Source organism: Flavobacterium filum DSM 17961 (assembly GCF_000425465.1).
Lineage (GTDB): Bacteria > Bacteroidota > Bacteroidia > Flavobacteriales > Flavobacteriaceae > Flavobacterium > Flavobacterium filum.
Genome location: NZ_AUDM01000004.1, coordinates 204,726 through 222,616 on the forward strand (window position 1 = coordinate 204,726; position 17,891 = coordinate 222,616).

At 32.3% G+C, this 17,891-nt stretch carries 19 protein-coding genes and 1 tRNA gene; 5 read left to right on the top strand and 15 right to left on the bottom strand.

The features are described 5' to 3' along the window. Positions 1 to 25: 25 nt before the first annotated feature. The 3 genes from H601_RS16875 to H601_RS0102395 form a co-directional block, all read right to left on the bottom strand. A complete protein-coding gene (locus H601_RS16875; protein ID WP_276974603.1) occupies positions 26 to 160 on the bottom strand; it encodes a hypothetical protein in 135 nt (44 codons plus the stop codon). A 258-nt stretch (positions 161 to 418) separates the two neighbouring features. Continuing rightward, positions 419 to 506 (bottom strand) — tRNA-Ser (locus tag H601_RS0102390). A gap of 333 nt (positions 507 to 839) precedes the next feature. Next, positions 840 to 1,223: a pyrophosphohydrolase domain-containing protein gene (locus tag H601_RS0102395; protein ID WP_026710023.1), complete on the bottom strand. Its 384-nt coding sequence runs from the start codon at positions 1,221 to 1,223 to the stop codon at positions 840 to 842. A 92-nt stretch (positions 1,224 to 1,315) separates the two neighbouring features. On the opposite strand from H601_RS0102395, the gene H601_RS0102400 reads away from it, so the two are divergent. The 4 genes from H601_RS0102400 (at position 1,316) to H601_RS0102415 (ending at position 4,484) form a co-directional block, all read left to right on the top strand. Further along, on the top strand, positions 1,316 to 1,507 hold the full coding sequence (locus tag H601_RS0102400) for a hypothetical protein (protein ID WP_026710024.1): 192 nt from the start codon (positions 1,316 to 1,318) through the stop codon (positions 1,505 to 1,507). Positions 1,508 to 1,589: 82 nt separating this feature from the next. Beyond that, positions 1,590 to 2,072 carry a hypothetical protein gene (locus H601_RS0102405; RefSeq protein ID WP_026710025.1) on the top strand — a complete coding sequence of 161 codons (483 nt, stop codon included), beginning with the start codon at positions 1,590 to 1,592 and terminating at the stop codon, positions 2,070 to 2,072. A 10-nt stretch (positions 2,073 to 2,082) separates the two neighbouring features. After that, positions 2,083 to 3,876 (top strand): tetratricopeptide repeat-containing sensor histidine kinase, encoded by a 1,794-nt coding sequence (locus H601_RS0102410; protein WP_156900326.1) that lies wholly within the window; start codon positions 2,083 to 2,085, stop codon positions 3,874 to 3,876. After that, the gene (locus H601_RS0102415; protein WP_026710027.1) at positions 3,873 to 4,484 is read left to right on the top strand and encodes a response regulator transcription factor; all 612 of its coding nucleotides are present in this window, start codon (positions 3,873 to 3,875) and stop codon (positions 4,482 to 4,484) included. The genes H601_RS0102410 and H601_RS0102415 overlap by 4 nt, the downstream gene beginning before the upstream one ends. Here the strand turns inward: H601_RS0102415 and H601_RS0102420 are convergent, their stop codons facing one another. From H601_RS0102420 to H601_RS0102475, 12 genes are all read right to left on the bottom strand, one after another. Next, positions 4,485 to 5,003: a hypothetical protein gene (locus H601_RS0102420; RefSeq protein WP_026710028.1), complete on the bottom strand. Its 519-nt coding sequence runs from the start codon at positions 5,001 to 5,003 to the stop codon at positions 4,485 to 4,487. It abuts the gene before it with no gap. Between the two features lie 188 nt (positions 5,004 to 5,191). Continuing rightward, a complete protein-coding gene (locus H601_RS0102425; RefSeq protein ID WP_026710029.1) occupies positions 5,192 to 6,628 on the bottom strand; it encodes an NADP-dependent isocitrate dehydrogenase in 1,437 nt (478 codons plus the stop codon). Positions 6,629 to 6,784: 156 nt separating this feature from the next. Further along, complete coding sequence (locus H601_RS0102430; protein WP_276976138.1) at positions 6,785 to 7,009, bottom strand: cold-shock protein; 225 nt, start codon at positions 7,007 to 7,009, stop codon at positions 6,785 to 6,787. A 370-nt stretch (positions 7,010 to 7,379) separates the two neighbouring features. Continuing rightward, a complete protein-coding gene (eptA, locus tag H601_RS0102435; RefSeq protein ID WP_026710031.1) occupies positions 7,380 to 8,903 on the bottom strand; it encodes a phosphoethanolamine--lipid A transferase EptA in 1,524 nt (507 codons plus the stop codon). Continuing rightward, positions 8,884 to 9,717, bottom strand: a complete 834-nt coding sequence (locus tag H601_RS0102440) for a phosphatase PAP2 family protein (RefSeq protein WP_026710032.1) — start codon at positions 9,715 to 9,717, stop codon at positions 8,884 to 8,886. The genes eptA and H601_RS0102440 overlap by 20 nt, the downstream gene beginning before the upstream one ends. Before the next feature lie 189 nt (positions 9,718 to 9,906). Then, on the bottom strand, positions 9,907 to 10,434 hold the full coding sequence (locus H601_RS0102445) for a methylated-DNA--[protein]-cysteine S-methyltransferase (RefSeq protein ID WP_026710033.1): 528 nt from the start codon (positions 10,432 to 10,434) through the stop codon (positions 9,907 to 9,909). 108 nt (positions 10,435 to 10,542) lie between these two features. Beyond that, on the bottom strand, positions 10,543 to 11,697 hold the full coding sequence (locus tag H601_RS0102450) for a sodium ion-translocating decarboxylase subunit beta (protein ID WP_026710034.1): 1,155 nt from the start codon (positions 11,695 to 11,697) through the stop codon (positions 10,543 to 10,545). A 6-nt stretch (positions 11,698 to 11,703) separates the two neighbouring features. Then, positions 11,704 to 12,144 (bottom strand): biotin/lipoyl-containing protein, encoded by a 441-nt coding sequence (locus H601_RS0102455; protein ID WP_026710035.1) that lies wholly within the window; start codon positions 12,142 to 12,144, stop codon positions 11,704 to 11,706. 6 nt (positions 12,145 to 12,150) lie between these two features. Then, positions 12,151 to 12,534, bottom strand: coding sequence for an OadG family protein (locus H601_RS0102460; RefSeq protein ID WP_026710036.1), 384 nt, complete (start codon positions 12,532 to 12,534; stop codon positions 12,151 to 12,153). A gap of 1 nt (position 12,535) precedes the next feature. Then, positions 12,536 to 14,095, bottom strand: coding sequence for an acyl-CoA carboxylase subunit beta (locus tag H601_RS0102465; protein WP_026710037.1), 1,560 nt, complete (start codon positions 14,093 to 14,095; stop codon positions 12,536 to 12,538). Between the two features lie 10 nt (positions 14,096 to 14,105). Further along, on the bottom strand, positions 14,106 to 14,516 hold the full coding sequence (gene mce, locus H601_RS0102470) for a methylmalonyl-CoA epimerase (RefSeq protein WP_026710038.1): 411 nt from the start codon (positions 14,514 to 14,516) through the stop codon (positions 14,106 to 14,108). Positions 14,517 to 14,686: 170 nt separating this feature from the next. Next, positions 14,687 to 16,663 carry an alpha-ketoacid dehydrogenase subunit alpha/beta gene (locus H601_RS0102475; RefSeq protein ID WP_026710039.1) on the bottom strand — a complete coding sequence of 659 codons (1,977 nt, stop codon included), beginning with the start codon at positions 16,661 to 16,663 and terminating at the stop codon, positions 14,687 to 14,689. Positions 16,664 to 16,851: 188 nt separating this feature from the next. Between H601_RS0102475 and H601_RS0102480 the strand changes: the two genes are divergently transcribed. After that, on the top strand, positions 16,852 to 17,802 hold the full coding sequence (locus H601_RS0102480; RefSeq protein ID WP_026710040.1) for an isopenicillin N synthase family dioxygenase: 951 nt from the start codon (positions 16,852 to 16,854) through the stop codon (positions 17,800 to 17,802). Positions 17,803 to 17,891: the final 89 nt, after the last annotated feature.

Consider the following 17,891-nt stretch of genomic DNA (forward strand, 5'->3'; position numbering starts at 1 on the left):
TGTTTCCATCTACTGACCATTTTTCTTAATTCACATATTTCTTGCTACTAAATTCAAACCATTTAGATTCGACTGTAACTCTAACATAAATTGGAGAAATCCCTTGACTGTTGGCTTTGGCTCTTTTTATGTAAAAGAGAATTGATACTGTTGTGTTCATGGTTGGTAACCTTTAATGTTAGTATTAAATTAAATCATTCAATAGTTTTACACAAGATGTTTAAATTTTGAAGCGGTACTAATGGGTTGTAAACCCTCACTTTTATTGATAGGTGTCACTTCGTTTTTTAATAAACAGGTGACACCTCAAAAGACACCTTTGACATTGATATTTAATGAATACTTTTGGAATACCCTAAAAGAAAAAACCCACTAAAACATTAAATTTAGTGGGTTTTGTAACCATTTGCATTTTAGCTGGCGGAGAAAGAGGGATTCGAACCCCCGGACCTGTTACAGTCAACAGTTTTCAAGACTGCCGCAATCGACCACTCTGCCATTTCTCCAATAAAAAACAATCATTTTCTGATTGCGAGTGCAAATATAGAACGATTTTCGGGATTTGCAAACCTTTTTATTTTAAAAATTAACCTTTTTATACTACTCTACACTAATGCTTTCTATATCAATTGTTTCTATACACAAAAAAGTGATATCCTAATTAATATAAAATAAAAAAGGTGGAATCACTTCCACCCTTTTTGCCCCAAATCTACCATAAACTTAACCTACTTATGCTATGGTGAGTCAAATGTATAGCGAGCATATCATTAAAAAAAATAATTCTGATGAATGATAAAAATAGTCGATAAAATGCTAATAAATATAAATTCTTCTTGCTATTTGAATATTTTTTCAAAATTAGGCTTAAAATAATTCGGCCCCTTCATCACTTTTCCATCTTCTCGATAAATAGGCTTGCCATTTTCACCTAATTTACTCATATTACTTCTTTGAATTTCATCAAAAACTTCTTCAATTTTGTGTTGTAAACCGTGTTCAATAATTGTTCCACATAAGATATAGAGCATATCTCCTAATGCATCTGCAACCTCAATAATATCATTATTCATTGCGGCTTCTAAATATTCTTCATTTTCTTCTTTCATTAAATTAAAACGAAGTAAATTTTTGGCTTCTCCTAGACCTACAGTTGGCTCATTTTTATAGCCAATTTCAAAAGCTTCATGAAATTGTTGAACCGATTTTATTTGTTTTTGCATGTTCTATTTTTTGGTAAATTTAACATTTCATTCCATGAAATATACTTACAAGTTTTAAAAACTATTAACTATTTTTGTTGAAAAATAAGTTTATGTTTACTACCGGACAATTGTTGTTTGCTCTTTTCTTTGTTGTTGTTTTTGTTGCAACTATGATTTATGTTTACAGAAAAGATTTGAATTTACATAAGCTGCATTATAAAGGAAGTTATAAAATTGTAATTGGTTTCATTCTATTCATTTTACTGCTTTTTACCATCAAAATATTTTTGAAAAATAGATAATAAAAAATCCCTATTGTTAGGGATTTTTTATTTAAATTTAATTGTCGAATTTTGGTTGTATTAACTATTAAACTAATTAATCATGCCAGACATAACCTATACAGCAATTGGATACATTAATCCTATTGCAAAAACAATGAATGTAGAATTAGGAATTCCCGTTGAATCTATTCCTCCTTATGCTTTTAATTTTTATAATTTCAGTACAAAATTGGAAAACAATGAAACATTAAATGTTGTTGCAATTCAATTAATCTTTGGAATTGACGCATTTACAAACGTCAATAATTACAATTATCAAATGAAAATTGATTTACGAAGCATTGCTGATGGAGGAGACTTAAATGAAGATTATGCTGGTAGAGCATTAGATTTGGATACCCCAGACACATTATTACTGTTAATTCATGACGATTTATTAATTGAAGAAAATATTGATGATATTAAAGAAAAAATATTTGCTTATTATTCTTCAGCTGAACGTAAAAGTAGTGCTCAAACCAATGCTTATCCATTGAGAACTGGAAGTGGTAAACCGAGAACAGTTGGAATTTCTATAATCTAATCAACTACATTTGAAAACAAACTTACTTTTTTTACTTTACATTTTGTTAAGCAGTATTTTTATACAGGCTCAAAATCCTGATATTAATAAAATTGAGAAGTTATTAAAAGAAGGAAAATCATTAAGTATTATCAATTATTTAAAAGATTTTGAAAAAAATACTAATGATGAAAATTTAGCATTAATTTTTTATTACAAAGCAAAAGCCTATGCTAATGAAAACCAAATGGATAAAGCTTTGAATTATTTACTAAAAGCACAAAAAAAATATTCAATACTAAAAAATGAAAACAAAGTTTATGAGTTAAAGTTAGAAATAGCAGAAATTTATTCATCTTTTAATCATGTAAAAAATGAAGCCCCTAAATTATTTAATGAATATATTGCTTTTGCCAATCGTACAAAAAATGATAGCATGATGGCTATCGGGTTATATAAAAAAGCAATACATTTATTAATTAATGATTCTATAAGTAAAGCAAGGAGTTATTATTTCAAAGCATTATCTCACAATATTAAAACGAATGACAAAAACACTTTAGTTAATATTTACAATGGTTTAGCCGTAATTTACAATGAAAAATTAAATTTGCCGGATTCAGCTATTTATTATCTGTCAAAGAACTTATTATTAAACAAAAATGCAGATAGAGTAAACGAATTGTGTAAAAATTACGTGAACCTAGCGGCTAGTTTTACTCACAAAAAAAATTATATAAAAGCGATTGAATATTTAGAAGAAGCAGAAAAGCTTCCAATTACAGAACATGTTAAGCGTTTAAAAAATCTAATCTTACTTTTTAAATCTAAAAATTTCGAAAAAATAGGTGATTATAAAACAGCATATGAATTGTTAAGTGAATATGCTCAAAATGAATCTGAATATAATCAAGAGGATATTGACAATAAACTTTCTGAATTTCATGTTTACTTTCAAACGCAAGAAAAATCACTTGAAAATGAAAACCTCAAAAGCCAAAATAAAATTCTGGAAAAAACCCAAAAAATTGACAAACTTATTTTAATCATCCTTCTCGGATTTATTGTAACTACAATAGTTATAGCTTTTTTATGGGTAAAAAATCTTAAAAAGAAAAATACTATAAATGAACAACAAATTGAATTGCAAAAAGAAAAAATGAATTCAATTCTTAAAGAACAAGAATTGCAAAATATTGACATTATGTTGGAAAGTCAAGAAAAAGAAAGAGTGAAATTAGCAAATGAATTACACGATAATTTAGGTAGTATGTTGGCAACTCTTCGTTTAAATTTTCAAAATTTAAAGCGTCAAAAAGGTGATTTGGAAGAACAAGAGTCAAAACTTTATGAAAAAACGGATGAATTAATTGAAGAAGCTTATCAAAAGGTTAGAAATTTAGCTCATTATAAAAATTTAGGTGTAATTGGAAATGAAGGTTTAGTTCCGGCTGTTAAGTCTATGGCAGACAAAATGAGTATTTTAAATCTTTTGGATATTAATGTAATTCCTTTTGGACTAAAAGAAAGATTGGATAATCAATTAGAAGTAGGTATATTTAGAATGATTCAAGAACTATGTACAAATATAATCAAACACGCTAAAGCAAGTCAGGTAAATATTTACATAACGCAACACAATCATACAGATATTAATATCATTATTGAAGATAATGGATTTGGATTTGAAGTAAACAAATTAAATTCCAATACAGGAATGGGGCTCAAGAATATTGAAAAAAAAGTAGAACAAATGGGTGGTTCCTTTACAATTGATTCTATTCTCGGAAAAGGAACTACTATAATAATTGATTTACCATTATGATTCGAATAGTTATTGCTGAAGATCACCAAGCTTTATTGGATGGTATTAAATTAATGCTCTCCTTTGAAGAAGATATTGAAGTGGTTGGCGAGGCCAATAATGGTGAAGAATTAATTGAAATTGCTAGTATTAAAAAACCGGATATTATCATTACAGATATACGGATGCCAAAATGTGATGGCATCATGGCTACTAAAATAATTTTAGAGAAAAATCCTCAAATCAAGGTGATTGCATTTAGCATGTTTGAACAATTTGATGCTATTCTGCAAATGAAAGAAGCTGGTGCAAAAGGATATATCATTAAAAATGCTTCTTTAAAAAAAGTTATAGAAGTAATCCGGAATGTAGCTCAAGGAAATACTCATTTTGATACTCCGATTATTTCTTATGATTCAATAACTAGAGAAGAAATTATTCTCAGTCAACGAGAAAAAGAAATTTTAGTTTGTATTGGTGAAGGCAAAACATCACAAGAAATCGCTGATTATCTATTCATCAGTAAAACAACCGTTGACTCACATCGAAAAAATATCATGAAAAAAATTGGCGTTCAAGGAAAAACAGATCTTATTCGATTTGCTATTGAACGTAAATATAATTTTTAGTTATTTATCTAAACATTCAAACCTAGACATCCAACTTTTTTCAGAAATTATCTCTTCTGTTACAACAATTCCATATTCTTCTAATACAGAGAAATCTTTTACATTCAATATATCTATTACTAAATATCCAAAATCACAGCGTTTGATGTTTCCTATTTTATATTCTGCCTTTAAAAGTAAATATGCCGCTTTCTTATACTTTTCAGGAAAACATTGAAAAAGTAAATGCACATTTAATTGATCAATAAAGTATTCCTCCCCAATAATACTCTTTACTCTATAATTGGATAAATATCCGTATTTTTTTGTAATCTCTAAAATTTTTATGGCCTCATCATCATCTAATCTTTTTGTTACTTCTCCTCTTTTTTGTTGCTTTATCTGATGTAATTTAGTCTCTGTAAGTTGAATTACCTCATCTTTGAAAAGATGAAAATCTCTTTTTAATAGGGAATCTTTATCTGTTTGACCTATTGAAATCTGAACAAATAACAAAATAACAAATGCAATTTTTTTCATAAATAGTTATCGTTTAAAGTAAAAAGAGTTAGCCTTTAAAAATAGAATGCTCCTTTCCAAATATAAAAAAAATCTCAAATATTGATTGCTCATGATATAAAAAAAATCGGCTAAATCATTAGATTCAGCCGATAATCAATCAATAAATAAACAAACTAAACAAATTTGGGTGTAACCCCTCTCTTTTATTATTGTCCTTGCCCTAATGAAAAACTTGGTTTTCCGTCAAAAGCATATAAATTCTCTGTTTTAATGGTATCAATAGCTAAACCATTTGCCTCGTGTAAAATAGCAGGTATAGCATTTTTATTGATTTCCCCACCATCTTTGGCATGAAAACGACATCGCCAATGATCCGTACAAAAAGTCTCCTTGAAACCGTCAGGCCACACTTTTATACCACGATTAGTAATCATTTTTAGAACTAAATTTTCTTTTTCTAACTGCTTAATTTGTTCTGCCAATTCATTCGGGTTCTCCCCTTGCCAATGCACAAAAACATCCACACCTATCAAGCTTTTATTGGCAGCAGGTTTACGTTTGTATTTCGGTAATTGAAGAGCCTCGCTACCCGCATATGATACCGGTTGTAATGTAACTGGTTTTTGACCTAATCGGGCAATAACGGCTTCTGCAAATTCTTTTGTACCTACTTTTTCTTTACTACTGCCCTCTTTGAAGATATCATACGTATGTACGCCGTCTTCCAACGTTTTTAACCACGCATTTTGCACTTTCTCCGCAACATCTGTTTGACCAATGTGATTTAACATTAAAATTGCTCCTTGCAATAATCCTGATGGGTTGGCTAAATTCTGTCCCGCTCTTCTGGGTGCAGAACCATGTATCGCTTCAAACATCGAACACTCTTCTCCAATGTTGGCAGAACCGGCTAATCCTACCGAACCCGTAATTTGTGCGGCAACATCACTTAAAATATCGCCATATAAATTTGGCATCACAATCACATCAAAGGCTTCCGGTGTATCGGCCATTTTAGCTGCTCCGATATCAATAATCCAATGCTCGTTTTCAATTTCAGGATATTCAGCCGCTATTTCATTAAATACTTGGTGAAATAAACCATCTGTTTGTTTCATGATGTTATCTTTCGTAAAGCAGGTTACTTTTTTACGGTTTTGCTGCTTGGTATATTCAAAAGCATAACGAATGATTTTTTCACAACCCGGGCGACTAATTAATTTTAAACATTGCACAACCTCATCTGTTTGCTGATGCTCTATTCCGGCATACAAATCCTCTTCATTTTCCCTTACAATTACCACATCCATTACCGGATGTTTCGTTTCCACAAAAGGGTGTAAACTTTTACAAGGACGCACATTTGCATATAGTCCCAAAAACTTGCGGGTGGTTACATTCAAACTTTTATAACCTCCTCCTTGAGGTGTAGTAATTGGTGCCTTTAAAAAGATTTTGTTTCGACGAATCACATCCCATGATTCATTTGAAATTCCGGAAGTGTTTCCTGATAAATACACCTTCTCTCCTACCTCAATTTCTTCAATTTCCAATTGTGCACCCGCAGCCTTTAATATGGCCAAAGTGGCAACCATGATTTCCGGTCCGATTCCGTCACCTTTTGCTACTGTAATTCGAGTCATATGTTTTGGTTTAAAATTATACAGTGCAAATTTCAGAAGAAGTTTTTATATATTTTTATTTATATATTTTATATAAAACATAAATATTATTAATGTAAATATAGAAAAAAACCAACCTTGTCTGGGTTGGTTTAATAATAAAAGTAAAAATATATTTTAGATAACGTTTACATTCACAGCATGAGGACCTTTTTGTCCATTTTCGATAGAAAAAGATACAGTATCATTTTCACGTACAGTTTCATTTAAACCTGTAACATGAACAAATACATCCTGACCACCATTGTTAGGGGTAATAAATCCAAAGCCTTTTGCTTTATTGAAAAACTTAATTGTTCCTTCGTACTTAATAAATATTGTAATAATATTTTGTAAAGACACTAATATTTTAATTACTTTTCAATTATAAAACAAAATATTTATCAATAATTTATATCTGTTTATTAATTGAACTGTTACAGAAAAACAGACAACAATCATTTTGTTTAAATAATTTCACGATTTTAATTAAAACCTTATAAGTAGCAAGTTAATACTGATTTTTTAAATTGAACTAACTTTCTAAAAGGGTTTCTAATTTGTATCTAGGATATGCTACAAAAATTTTCTCCATTCTGTAATTGAGAGTTGCTTTTAAAGTCAAAAAAAAATCTAACTCAAATCTATCTTATTACTTGAAATTAAAAATTGATGACCGGACATTATTTTAGTTATCAATTCAAAATCTTCTTGAATCAAGATTCAAAAAAAATTATTTCATAAAAATATTCATTTCTTCATTATAAATTGGACTTTCAACACTTAAGAATCGTAGAACACTATGAAAAACATGATGTTGAGTTAAATTAGAACTTGGCTTTAACTGTTTCGATGGATTAGACATCCATACAATAAAAGGAATTTCATATTGTTCTTTTGGTGCAATACTCATTGGAAGTCCATGCATATATAAATTTTTCTCACCCAATGATTCACCATGATCAGAAACAAAAAACATTGCACTTTCATAACTTGGCAAAGCTTTTAAATTTTCTATTACTTGATGTAGAAGATAATCAGTATATACAATAGTATTGTCATACGCATTAATTAATTCTTCCTGTGAGCAATTACTAAGTTCTACACTTTTACAAACCGGTTTAAAAACTTCAAATTGTGGCGGATATTTTTTATTGTATGTTGGTCCATGACTTGTACTTGTATGCAGAACCACTAAAATTTTATTTTTAGTACTCAATTCTATTTGCTCTTTTAAACCCTCTAATAAAATCCCATCATAGTCGCATATCTCACCTTTACAAGATTCTTTTAGAGCCGATTTATTTTTAAAATTTTTAATGTGTAAAGGTGGTTCTCCCCAGTTTGTAGATTTCCAAATTACTTCCACATCATTTCGATGAAGATAATTTGGTAATATTTCATATAAATCTCCGGTATCTTGATGTTCTAGAATACATTTTAAACTTCCGGTTGTATATGTAGTACAAGAAGTTGCATTAAAATGATGTAAATTAGAGGTTTTTGAAAGTAATGGATTCGTTTCTTTTTTATATCCGTATAAAGAAAAATTCTCACTTCTAGCTGATTCGCCTATAACCAAAACAAAAATGGATTTTTTGTTGTCTTTGATAGTAGCATTGGGTAATAGTATTTCTTTTTTATTTTTTTTGTGTTTACTGTTAAAATAAGAAATAGTATTGACGGTATATGACCAAGGCATAGCTAATCCTCCTAATTGTTTTGAATTTTTATCAATCCATAACCAATTGGACGCATTCGCAAAAACCAATAGTAGCACAAACAATAAGGTAAGTGAACTAGTAATCATAAATTTTTTAAACGTAACTTTTATAATCTTTGCTTTTGTAACGTAAATACTTGGTAAAACACCCAAGAATAATAGGTACAAAATTAATTTAAATGAAAAATAACTACTCGATTCTTCATAATTCGTGTTGAACACGTTTCCAATCATACTTTTGTCAATAATAACACTGTAAGTATTTACAAAATAAACAGCTAAAGCATTAAGTATGAAAAATAAAATGAGTATGAATTTTCCAAAATATTTTGATAGATTGAAAAAAAGATAAAATACAAATGCATTCAATATAATCATTAAAATGATTAAACTAATAATCACAAAAACACCACTAATACTATTGTAATTAAGATTATTAAATACAAAAACATAAAAGGGATAATGAAAAAAAATGAAGTTTATTAAACTTAATAATAAGACAAAATGGGTTATTTTAATTTCTTTTTTTAACATATACAGTTGTAATTTTATATAAAGTATAACCTAAAGTTGCTAAGGCTACATAATAAATCATCAAATTTTCTTTCGTCAATTTTTGAATAATCAATATTCCACTTACTAAAAATAAAAGCATAAAAATTGGATAATATTTTTGCTCATTTATCCATTTCCAAATTGGATATTTTTGATTAAAAAATATACCTAAAAGTCCACTCAAAAAACCTATTATGCTACCACAAATAACATCTAAAGGATAGTGAGCACCTACTCCTACTCTAGAAAAAACAATGACAAATCCAATTGTTAACACAGCTAAAATCCACCAAAATTTTAACTTTTTTAATTGTGGCATAAAAGCAAATAAAAGCACAGTAAGAATCGTAAATGTAGTAATGGAATGCCCCGAAGGTAAACTATTATGCCCTTTTAAAATTTTTCCCGCAATAATGCATTGTTCTATATCCAATGCCGCAGCTGGACGTGGAATTGCAAAAATTTTTTTCAATGTACTCGAGAAAATTAATGAAATCAAAGAAGCTGATAACAAAGCTTCCCATAATTTTGGTGTAACAATGAAAAATACACTGACAAGTGCAAAGAAAATCAAACAATCGCCTATTTGAGTGAGATTATATTGAAAAGTTGGGTATTGACCTAAATTTTGATTGATGATGTAAAACAAGTCTTTTTGAATACTGATATATTGCTCAATTGACAGAGCATCTTGAGTAAATAGATAAACGATAATAAGTATAATTAAAAATAAAGGAATCAACAACAAAGACTTTGAGAGTTTTGAAAAATTTAAAATTACACTTTGATTCATTTAGTTCAGGATTATAAAAACAATATCTTAGAGGCAATGTTTTGTTATACTTAATAAAAAATTTAAAGCTATAACGTAAATAGTCATAACGATGTCAAAGTTAAAAATAAAACAATATGAATTTAGTAAGACAAAAAAATATTATCAGAATTGAATAAGTTGACATAAGATTGTCATTATCAATTTTTTTTAAAATAACTCCAACTGATTTCCCTGCTCCAAAGCCAATAATTTTTTCTTAGCTGATATTCCTCCTGCATAACCCACTAATTCTTGATTACTACCAATTATTCGATGACACGGAATGATTATCGAAATCGCATTGGCACCATTTGCAGAAGCTACTGCCCGAATAGCTTTTGGATTGTTTAATTGCTTAGATAAACCCATATAGGTTTGTGTTTTACCATATTCAATTTGTTGAAGAGCCTTCCAAACCGTTTGCTGAAAATCGGTTCCTACCAACAAAAGAGGTAAATCAAACATAGTTCGTTTTTTATCAAAATAAGCTTGTAATTGATGCTGAGTTTCGGTTAACAAAGGAGTAACATTTTCAACAAATTCTGCTTGCAAACCTTTTAAAATTCGTGCATCAACCTCATTTCGCATTTTGCGGTATCGCCAATCACACAAACACAATTGGTCATTATAATCGCCTAAAACAAGCTCACCAATTGGGGAATGATAGTAGTGAATGTGAATTATAGAATTTTGCATAGCTGTTTGAAAAAATAAAAATAGTAAATTTTGAGAAACCTACCATTTTTATACTCATCAAAAAGACAAAAACATTCAACCGATTACTGACAATTGATTACAGTAAAACTATCCTAAAAAACTCAATAAAACTCCGGCAGCAATTGCACTACCAATCACACCCGCAACATTGGGTCCCATGGCATGCATCAATAAATGGTTCGTTTTATCATATTCCAAACCAACAACTTGTGAAACCCTAGCACTATCCGGAACAGCAGAAACACCTGAATTGCCAATCAACGGATTAATTTTATTGCCTTCTTTCAAAAACAAATTAAAAAACTTGGTAAACAAAACCCCGGCTGTAGTGGCAATCACAAAGGAAATCGCACCAATCGCAAAAATACCTATTGATTTTCCGGTTAAAAAAGTAGTGGCTTGTGTAGAAGCACCAACCGTTAAGCCAATTAAAATCGTAACAATATCAATCAACGACCCTTTAGCTGTATCAGCTAAACGTTTTGTTACGCCACTTTCTTTTAATAAATTACCAAAAAACAACATGCCCAACAACGGTAATCCACTCGGAACAATAAAAGTAGTAAGCAATAAACCAACAATCGGAAACATAATCTTTTCATTTCTGGAAACAACTCTGGGCGGTTTCATCCGGATCAAACGTTCTTTTGAAGTAGTTAACAATCGCATAATCGGAGGTTGAATCACGGGTACTAATGCCATATAAGAATAAGCAGAAATAGCAATTGCTCCCATAAGTTCCGGTGCTAATTTTGAAGATAAAAAGATAGCTGTTGGACCATCTGCTCCACCAATAATAGCAATTGCTCCCGCTTGTTCCGGTAAAAAACCTAACGCTAAAGCAGCGATGTAAGCTCCAAAAATACCAAATTGAGCTGCGGCACCAATTAACATCAATTTTGGGTTGGAGATTAGTGCCGAAAAGTCAGTCATTGCCCCTATCCCTAAGAAAATTAACGGTGGGTAAATACCTTTCATTACCCCAAAATAAAGATAATTTAACACACTACCCTCTTCATAAATCCCAATTTGCAAACCGGGAAAAAAAGGTACGTTTCCAATTAAAATTCCAAATCCGATCGGAACCAATAACATCGGTTCATATTCTTTAAAAATGGCCAAATAAATAAAAATCAATCCAATAAGAATCATCACCGCATGTCCAATAGTAAAATTTGCAAAAGCAGTGTAAGTAAAAAACAACTCTAAGTGTTCAACTAAAAAACTCCAAAACTCACTCATGATTTCCTATTTTATGGTCATTAACACATCGCCTTCCATCACCGCATCACCGGTAGAAAAATGAATCGCTTCAACTATTCCGGCTTTATCAGCTTGAATACTGTTTTCCATTTTCATGGCTTCAAGCGTAATTAATTCCTGTGAAAGTTGCACCGTGTCACCCACTTTAACATGCAATTTTAAGATTACTCCTGGTAGTGGTGATTTAATGGTTCCGCCACCTTTTGGAGCAGATGGTGAGCTGGTTTTTGCAGTAGCCTCAGTAGAATCTGTAGAGGGTATAGCAACAGAACGAACCAATTTAGGAGTTTTAACTACTGTTGATTTTTGTTCTAATTCTACCGTATAGTCCACACCGTTTACTTGAATATGAGCAGTGCTTTCTTCTAAATTATCGATTACAACTTCGTACCGGTTTCCGTTTATTTTAAAATTGAATGTTTTCATGTCCGATTATTTTAATTCTTTTCGCAAACCATAGATTTTAGAATTCCATGGCGAGTAACTTCGGTTAATTTTTTTGATGGTCAACAAAGCCGTTTCATGGTCGTGCAATTCCTGCTGATAAAGGTGAATTGCCATTGCTACAGCAGCTCCTAATTCTAAGGTGGCAGTGCCGTCTTTTAGGATAGGATGTTCTTGTCGAGTTATTTTACTTCTAAAGTCGTAAGAAAATAGCTTGGCAATGTTTTTAAAAAGTACATACAAAATCAAAAGGGAAAGAAAAACAACAGTCATAGCCACTAACGTCATTCCAATTCCATAAGGATCCAAACGGGCAAATTCCGCTGCATCTTTGTGCGTACTTACTTGAACTAAAAAAAATAGAGCATTCATATTAGAGTGGGATATTAGAATGTTTTTTTGGCGGATTCACCACTTTCTTAGTAGACAGCGATTGTAAGGCACGAATAATACGAAAACGTGTGTTTCTAGGTTCAATTACATCATCAATATAACCATAACTGGCGGCATTATAAGGATTGGCAAACTTTTGTTTGTATTCTTCCGTTTTCTCGGCAATAAATGAGGCTCTTTTTTCTTCATCCTCAATTTGCATGTACTCTTTTTGGTATAGAATTTCTATGGCTCCTTTAGGCCCCATCACGGCAATTTCTGCATTGGGCCACGCATAATTAATATCGCCACGCAAATGTTTTGAACTCATTACATCATAGGCTCCACCATACGCTTTACGCAAAATAATCGTAACTTTCGGAACGGTAGCTTCACCATAAGCAAACAATAATTTAGCCCCATGAAGAATAATTCCGCCATATTCTTGTGTAGTACCGGGTAAAAATCCGGGAACATCTACTAAGGTAACCAAAGGCAAATTAAAGGCATCACAAAAACGGACAAATCGGGCTGCTTTACGCGAAGCATTAATATCTAAAACACCGGCCAAATAACTCGGTTGATTGGCGATGATGCCTACCGGTTGTCCGTTAAATTTAGCATAACCAACAACAATGTTTGGAGCATAATGACGATGTACTTCAAAGAACTCTTTCTCATCGGCAATAGAATGTATCACTTCTTTAACATCATATGGCTTGTTTGGATTTTCAGGTATGATTGTATTCAGTTCATCTTCCATTCGTTCAATTGGGTCTAAACAAACGGATAAAGGCGGTTCTTCTAAGTTATTTTGTGGAAGATAACTTAATAATTTTCGTATCAATAAGATGCCTTCTTGCTCGTCTTCAGCTATAAAATGAGTTACTCCGGATTTGGTTCCGTGCACCATTGCTCCACCTAATTGTTCATCTGTAACGACCTCTCCGGTAACGGTTTTAACCACTTTTGGCCCCGTCACAAACATATAACTGTTTTGTTTGGTCATCATGATAAAATCAGTCAACGCCGGTGAATAAACCGCACCACCTGCACAAGGCCCAAACACTGCTGAAATCTGTGGAATCACTCCCGATGCCATGATATTACGTTGGAAAACTTCAGCATAACCGGCCAAACTGGTCACCCCTTCTTGAATTCTTGCCCCACCACTATCATTGATTCCGATGATAGGAGCTCCCATTTTTAAAGCCATATCCATCACCTTACAGATTTTTTGAGCAAACGTTTCTGATAATGAACCTCCAAAAACAGTGAAATCTTGTGAAAAAACATAAACTAATCGTGCATCAATAGTACCAAATCCGGTTACTACTCCATCTCCCAAATATTTTTGTTCTTCTAAACCAAAGTTGGTACTTCGGTGCGTGACAAACATATCAAACTCTTCGAAACTATTTTCATCCAACAAGAGTTCAATGCGTTCACGAGCGGTTAATTTTCCTTTAGCATGTTGCGTGTCAATTCTCTTTTGACCACCTCCTAAACGGGCTTCTGCTCGCTTATCTAAGAGTTTTTTGATTTGTTTTTCACTTTCCATGATGAGTGATTTACCGGTTATTATTTTCGCAGAGTTCCAATAAAACTCCGTGCGTTGATTTTGGATGCAAAAAAGCAATATCCAACCCTTCTGCACCTTTGCGAGGTGTTTTGTCAATTAGTTGAACATCTTTTGCGTCTAATTCCATTAAATTTTGTTGAATACCCTTTACAGCAATCGCTAAGTGATGAATGCCTTCCCCTTTTTTCTCAATAAATTTTCCAATCGGTCCATCCGAGTCAGTGGATTCCAACAACTCAATTTTGGATTGCCCAATTTGAAAAAAAGCCGTTTTTACTTTCTGCTCCTTTACTTCTTCAATCTTGTAGCATTTTAATCCTAATTTTTCTTCCCAAAACGGAATGGCTTCTTCTAAACTATTTACGGCTATACCAATGTGTTCAATATGAGATAGATTCATAACAAACAATGTTTAAATTTTAAACAAAGTTAAGAGGAAGGAAAACAGTAAAATCTGATAAATATCAGGTTTGTTGACTTCTATTCATAAAAGCCAAAAAAAATGAATTTCAATCGTTTTCGGTTGATAAAATAAGGCAAAAAAAAAAAGAGGCAAACGCCTCTCTAAAATTAATATGCTACTAATTCAAGTAATTCCTTTTCAAATCGTTCTTTGGGCAAATATTGTTCTTCCAATGCTTTCACAAATGGAATTGGGGATTCTAAACTGCCAACTCTTCGCACCGGACCATCCAAATGCTCAAAACAATTTTCCATGATCATCGCAGATATATCACTGGCAATACCACCAAATATGGTATCTTCATGAAGAATGATGCATTTGTTGGTTTTCTTAACGGATTTAAAGATAGCTTCAGTATCCAAAGGTTGCAACGTACGTAAATCCAACACATCCGCACTAATTTCAGGATGTTTGGATAATGTTTCTAAAGCCCAATGCACTCCGGCACCAAAAGAAATGATGGTCACTTGTGTACCTTCTTTCAACAAAGCTGCTTTTCCAAACGGAATCGTATAATAATCCGATGGAACATCTTGATAAATGCTTCTATACAATTGTTTATGTTCAAAATACATCACCGGATTCGGGTCGTTAATTGCAGTATTTAATAATCCTTTTGCATCATACGGAAACGCAGGATAAACCACCTTTAAACCGGGTGTTTTGGTAAACCACGCTTCGTTAGTTTGCGAGTGAAACGGTCCGGCTTGCGTTCCCCCACCACAAGGCATACGAACAACAACATCTGCTTTTTCATTCCAACGGTAATGTTGTTTTGCTAATAAATTCACGATTGGATTAAACCCAGTTGAAACGAAATCGGCAAACTGCATTTCTACAATGGCTTTGTGTCCGTTGATGGATAAACCCATTCCGGCAGAAACCACTGCACTCTCACAAATCGGCGTATTGCGAACACGATCTTTACCAAAAAGGTTCACAAAACCATCGGTAACTTTAAAAGCTCCACCGTATTCTGCAATGTCTTGACCCATGATAACCAAGTTAGGATGGCGTTCCATAGATTGTTTTAAACTTTGCGTAATCGCATCAATTACACGAATATTTTCAGTTACTGATGAATGTGTAAATTCTTCAAATTGATACGGTTTATATACATCATTTAACTCTTCACTTAAATCTGCAACAAAATCAGGTTCGTCAAAAACCAAACGGATATGTTCGTCCATTTCTTGCTTGAAAGCAGTTCGAATAGCTTCGTCATATTCATTGGTTAACAAACCTATTTCTTTCAAATATTCTCTATAATTATCAATCGGATCTTTTTGAGCCCATTCATCCATCAAATCTTGAGGAACGTATTTAGTACCACTGGCCTCTTCGTGTCCACGCATTCTAAACGTTTGAAATTCCAATAAAACAGGTCTCGGATTTTCACGAAGTGAAGCCTTTAAATCAGCTACTTTTGTAAATACTTCTAAAATATTATTTCCGTCAATGATATAACTTTCCATACCGTAACCAATTCCTTTATCTGCTAAATTTGCACAACGGTATTGCTCGTTTGTTGGTGTTGAAAGTCCGTAACCATTATTTTCAATGACAAATAAAACAGGTAAATCCCAAACCGAAGCAATATTTAAAGCTTCATGAAAATCACCTTCGCTAGTAGCACCTTCTCCGGTAAAAACTGCGGTAATTTTACCGTTTTTTTGGAGTTTATTGGCTAAAGCAATACCGTCTGCCACACCCAATTGCGGACCCAAATGCGAAATCATTCCAATGATTTTATACTCTTGTGTTCCAAAGTGAAACGAACGATCTCGCCCCTTAGTAAAACCGCTTTTTTTACCTTGCCACTGAGCAAATAATCGCTGTAACGGAATATCTCGTGTAGTAAAAACTCCAAGATTTCTGTGCATGGGTAGAATATATTCATCTCTGTCTAACGCAGATGTAATCCCTACCGAAATCGCTTCTTGTCCAATACCTGAAAACCATTTAGAAATTTTACCTTGACGAAGCAAGATGAGCATTTTTTCTTCAATTAAACGGGGTTTAAGTAAACGAATGTATAAATCAAGAAGTGTCGTGTCGGAAAGATTTTTTCTATCAAAAAGCATAATTTGGGTGTTTTAAAACGCTCCCAAAAGTACAAAAAATAACAAATTCTATTCGTTTTGTGATACTTTTTTATAAAACGTTTTCGCGACTGTTAATAACTTTCAATTTTGCATAACAAAATATTTATTTACATTTGTATTTACAAGCACTCAACTCACTTTGAGTTATTAACAAACAATAATTTAATATGCAAAAAATTCCTAGTGTTGACTTGCGTGATTTCCTATCGGATGACCCGGTACGCAAACAAAAATTTGTAAATGAAATCGGAAAAGCTTATTCAGATATAGGGTTTGTAGCCCTTAAAGGTCATTTTTTAGATGATCGTTTGGTGGATGAATTATATAGCGAAGTGCGAAACTTTTTCACACTTCCAGTTGAAACAAAATCCAAATATGAAATCCCCGGAATTGGTGGGCAACGTGGTTATGTTTCTTTTGGTAAGGAACATGCAAAAGGTCGTTCGGCAGGTGATTTAAAAGAATTTTGGCACTTTGGTCAATATGTAAGTGAAGGTTCAAAATATGCCGGAGAATATCCTGATAATGTTGAAGTTACAGAACTTCCAAAATTTAATGAGGTGGGTAAAGAAGCCTATCAAATGTTGGAAAAAACAGGTGTTTATGTGTTGAGAGCTTTAGCTTTGTATTTAGGTTTAGATGAATTCTATTTTGATAAATACATCAAAGACGGAAACAGTATTTTACGTCCGATTCATTATCCTCCAATTACAGATGAACCAAAAGATGCCGTTCGTGCAGCGGCTCACGGCGACATCAACTTGATTACCTTATTGATGGGAGCACAAGGTAAAGGATTACAAGTGCAAAACCACAACGGCGATTGGATTGATGCGATGGCAGAGCCGGATGAATTGATGATTAATGTGGGCGATATGTTATCTCGTCATACCAACAATAAATTAAAATCGACTATTCATCAAGTAGTGAATCCGCCAAGAGAATTATGGGGAACTTCACGTTATTCCATTCCATTCTTCATGCATCCTGTAAGCGACATGCGTTTGGATGTTTTGGAAGATTGTATTGATGAAAATAATCCAAAATTATACGAAGACATTTCTGCAGGAGAATTTCTTCATGAACGTTTGGTTGATTTGGGATTGATTAAGAAGTAAATTTTATTAACTCATAATAGAAAGACATTGAGTTTTGGCTTGATGTCTTTTTTGATTTAAAGTTACTGAGTTACTGAGATACTGAGTTG

Bases quoted from the DNA above. Each gene is read 5' to 3' on its own strand.
- H601_RS16875 (WP_276974603.1), bottom strand. From the start codon at position 160: ATGAACACAACAGTATCAATTCTCTTTTACATAAAAAGAGCCAAAGCC.
- H601_RS0102395 (WP_026710023.1), bottom strand. From the start codon at position 1,223: ATGCAAAAACAAATAAAATCGGTTCAACAATTTCATGAAGCTTTTGAA.
- H601_RS0102400 (WP_026710024.1), top strand. From the start codon at position 1,316: ATGTTTACTACCGGACAATTGTTGTTTGCTCTTTTCTTTGTTGTTGTT.
- H601_RS0102405 (WP_026710025.1), top strand. From the start codon at position 1,590: ATGCCAGACATAACCTATACAGCAATTGGATACATTAATCCTATTGCA.
- H601_RS0102415 (WP_026710027.1), top strand. From the start codon at position 3,873: ATGATTCGAATAGTTATTGCTGAAGATCACCAAGCTTTATTGGATGGT.
- H601_RS0102420 (WP_026710028.1), bottom strand. From the start codon at position 5,003: ATGAAAAAAATTGCATTTGTTATTTTGTTATTTGTTCAGATTTCAATA.
- H601_RS0102425 (WP_026710029.1), bottom strand. From the start codon at position 6,628: ATGACTCGAATTACAGTAGCAAAAGGTGACGGAATCGGACCGGAAATC.
- eptA (WP_026710031.1), bottom strand. From the start codon at position 8,903: ATGTTAAAAAAAGAAATTAAAATAACCCATTTTGTCTTATTATTAAGT.
- H601_RS0102440 (WP_026710032.1), bottom strand. From the start codon at position 9,717: ATGAATCAAAGTGTAATTTTAAATTTTTCAAAACTCTCAAAGTCTTTG.
- H601_RS0102445 (WP_026710033.1), bottom strand. From the start codon at position 10,434: ATGCAAAATTCTATAATTCACATTCACTACTATCATTCCCCAATTGGT.
- H601_RS0102450 (WP_026710034.1), bottom strand. From the start codon at position 11,697: ATGAGTGAGTTTTGGAGTTTTTTAGTTGAACACTTAGAGTTGTTTTTT.
- H601_RS0102455 (WP_026710035.1), bottom strand. From the start codon at position 12,144: ATGAAAACATTCAATTTTAAAATAAACGGAAACCGGTACGAAGTTGTA.
- H601_RS0102460 (WP_026710036.1), bottom strand. From the start codon at position 12,534: ATGAATGCTCTATTTTTTTTAGTTCAAGTAAGTACGCACAAAGATGCA.
- H601_RS0102465 (WP_026710037.1), bottom strand. From the start codon at position 14,095: ATGGAAAGTGAAAAACAAATCAAAAAACTCTTAGATAAGCGAGCAGAA.
- mce (WP_026710038.1), bottom strand. From the start codon at position 14,516: ATGAATCTATCTCATATTGAACACATTGGTATAGCCGTAAATAGTTTA.
- H601_RS0102475 (WP_026710039.1), bottom strand. From the start codon at position 16,663: ATGCTTTTTGATAGAAAAAATCTTTCCGACACGACACTTCTTGATTTA.
- H601_RS0102480 (WP_026710040.1), top strand. From the start codon at position 16,852: ATGCAAAAAATTCCTAGTGTTGACTTGCGTGATTTCCTATCGGATGAC.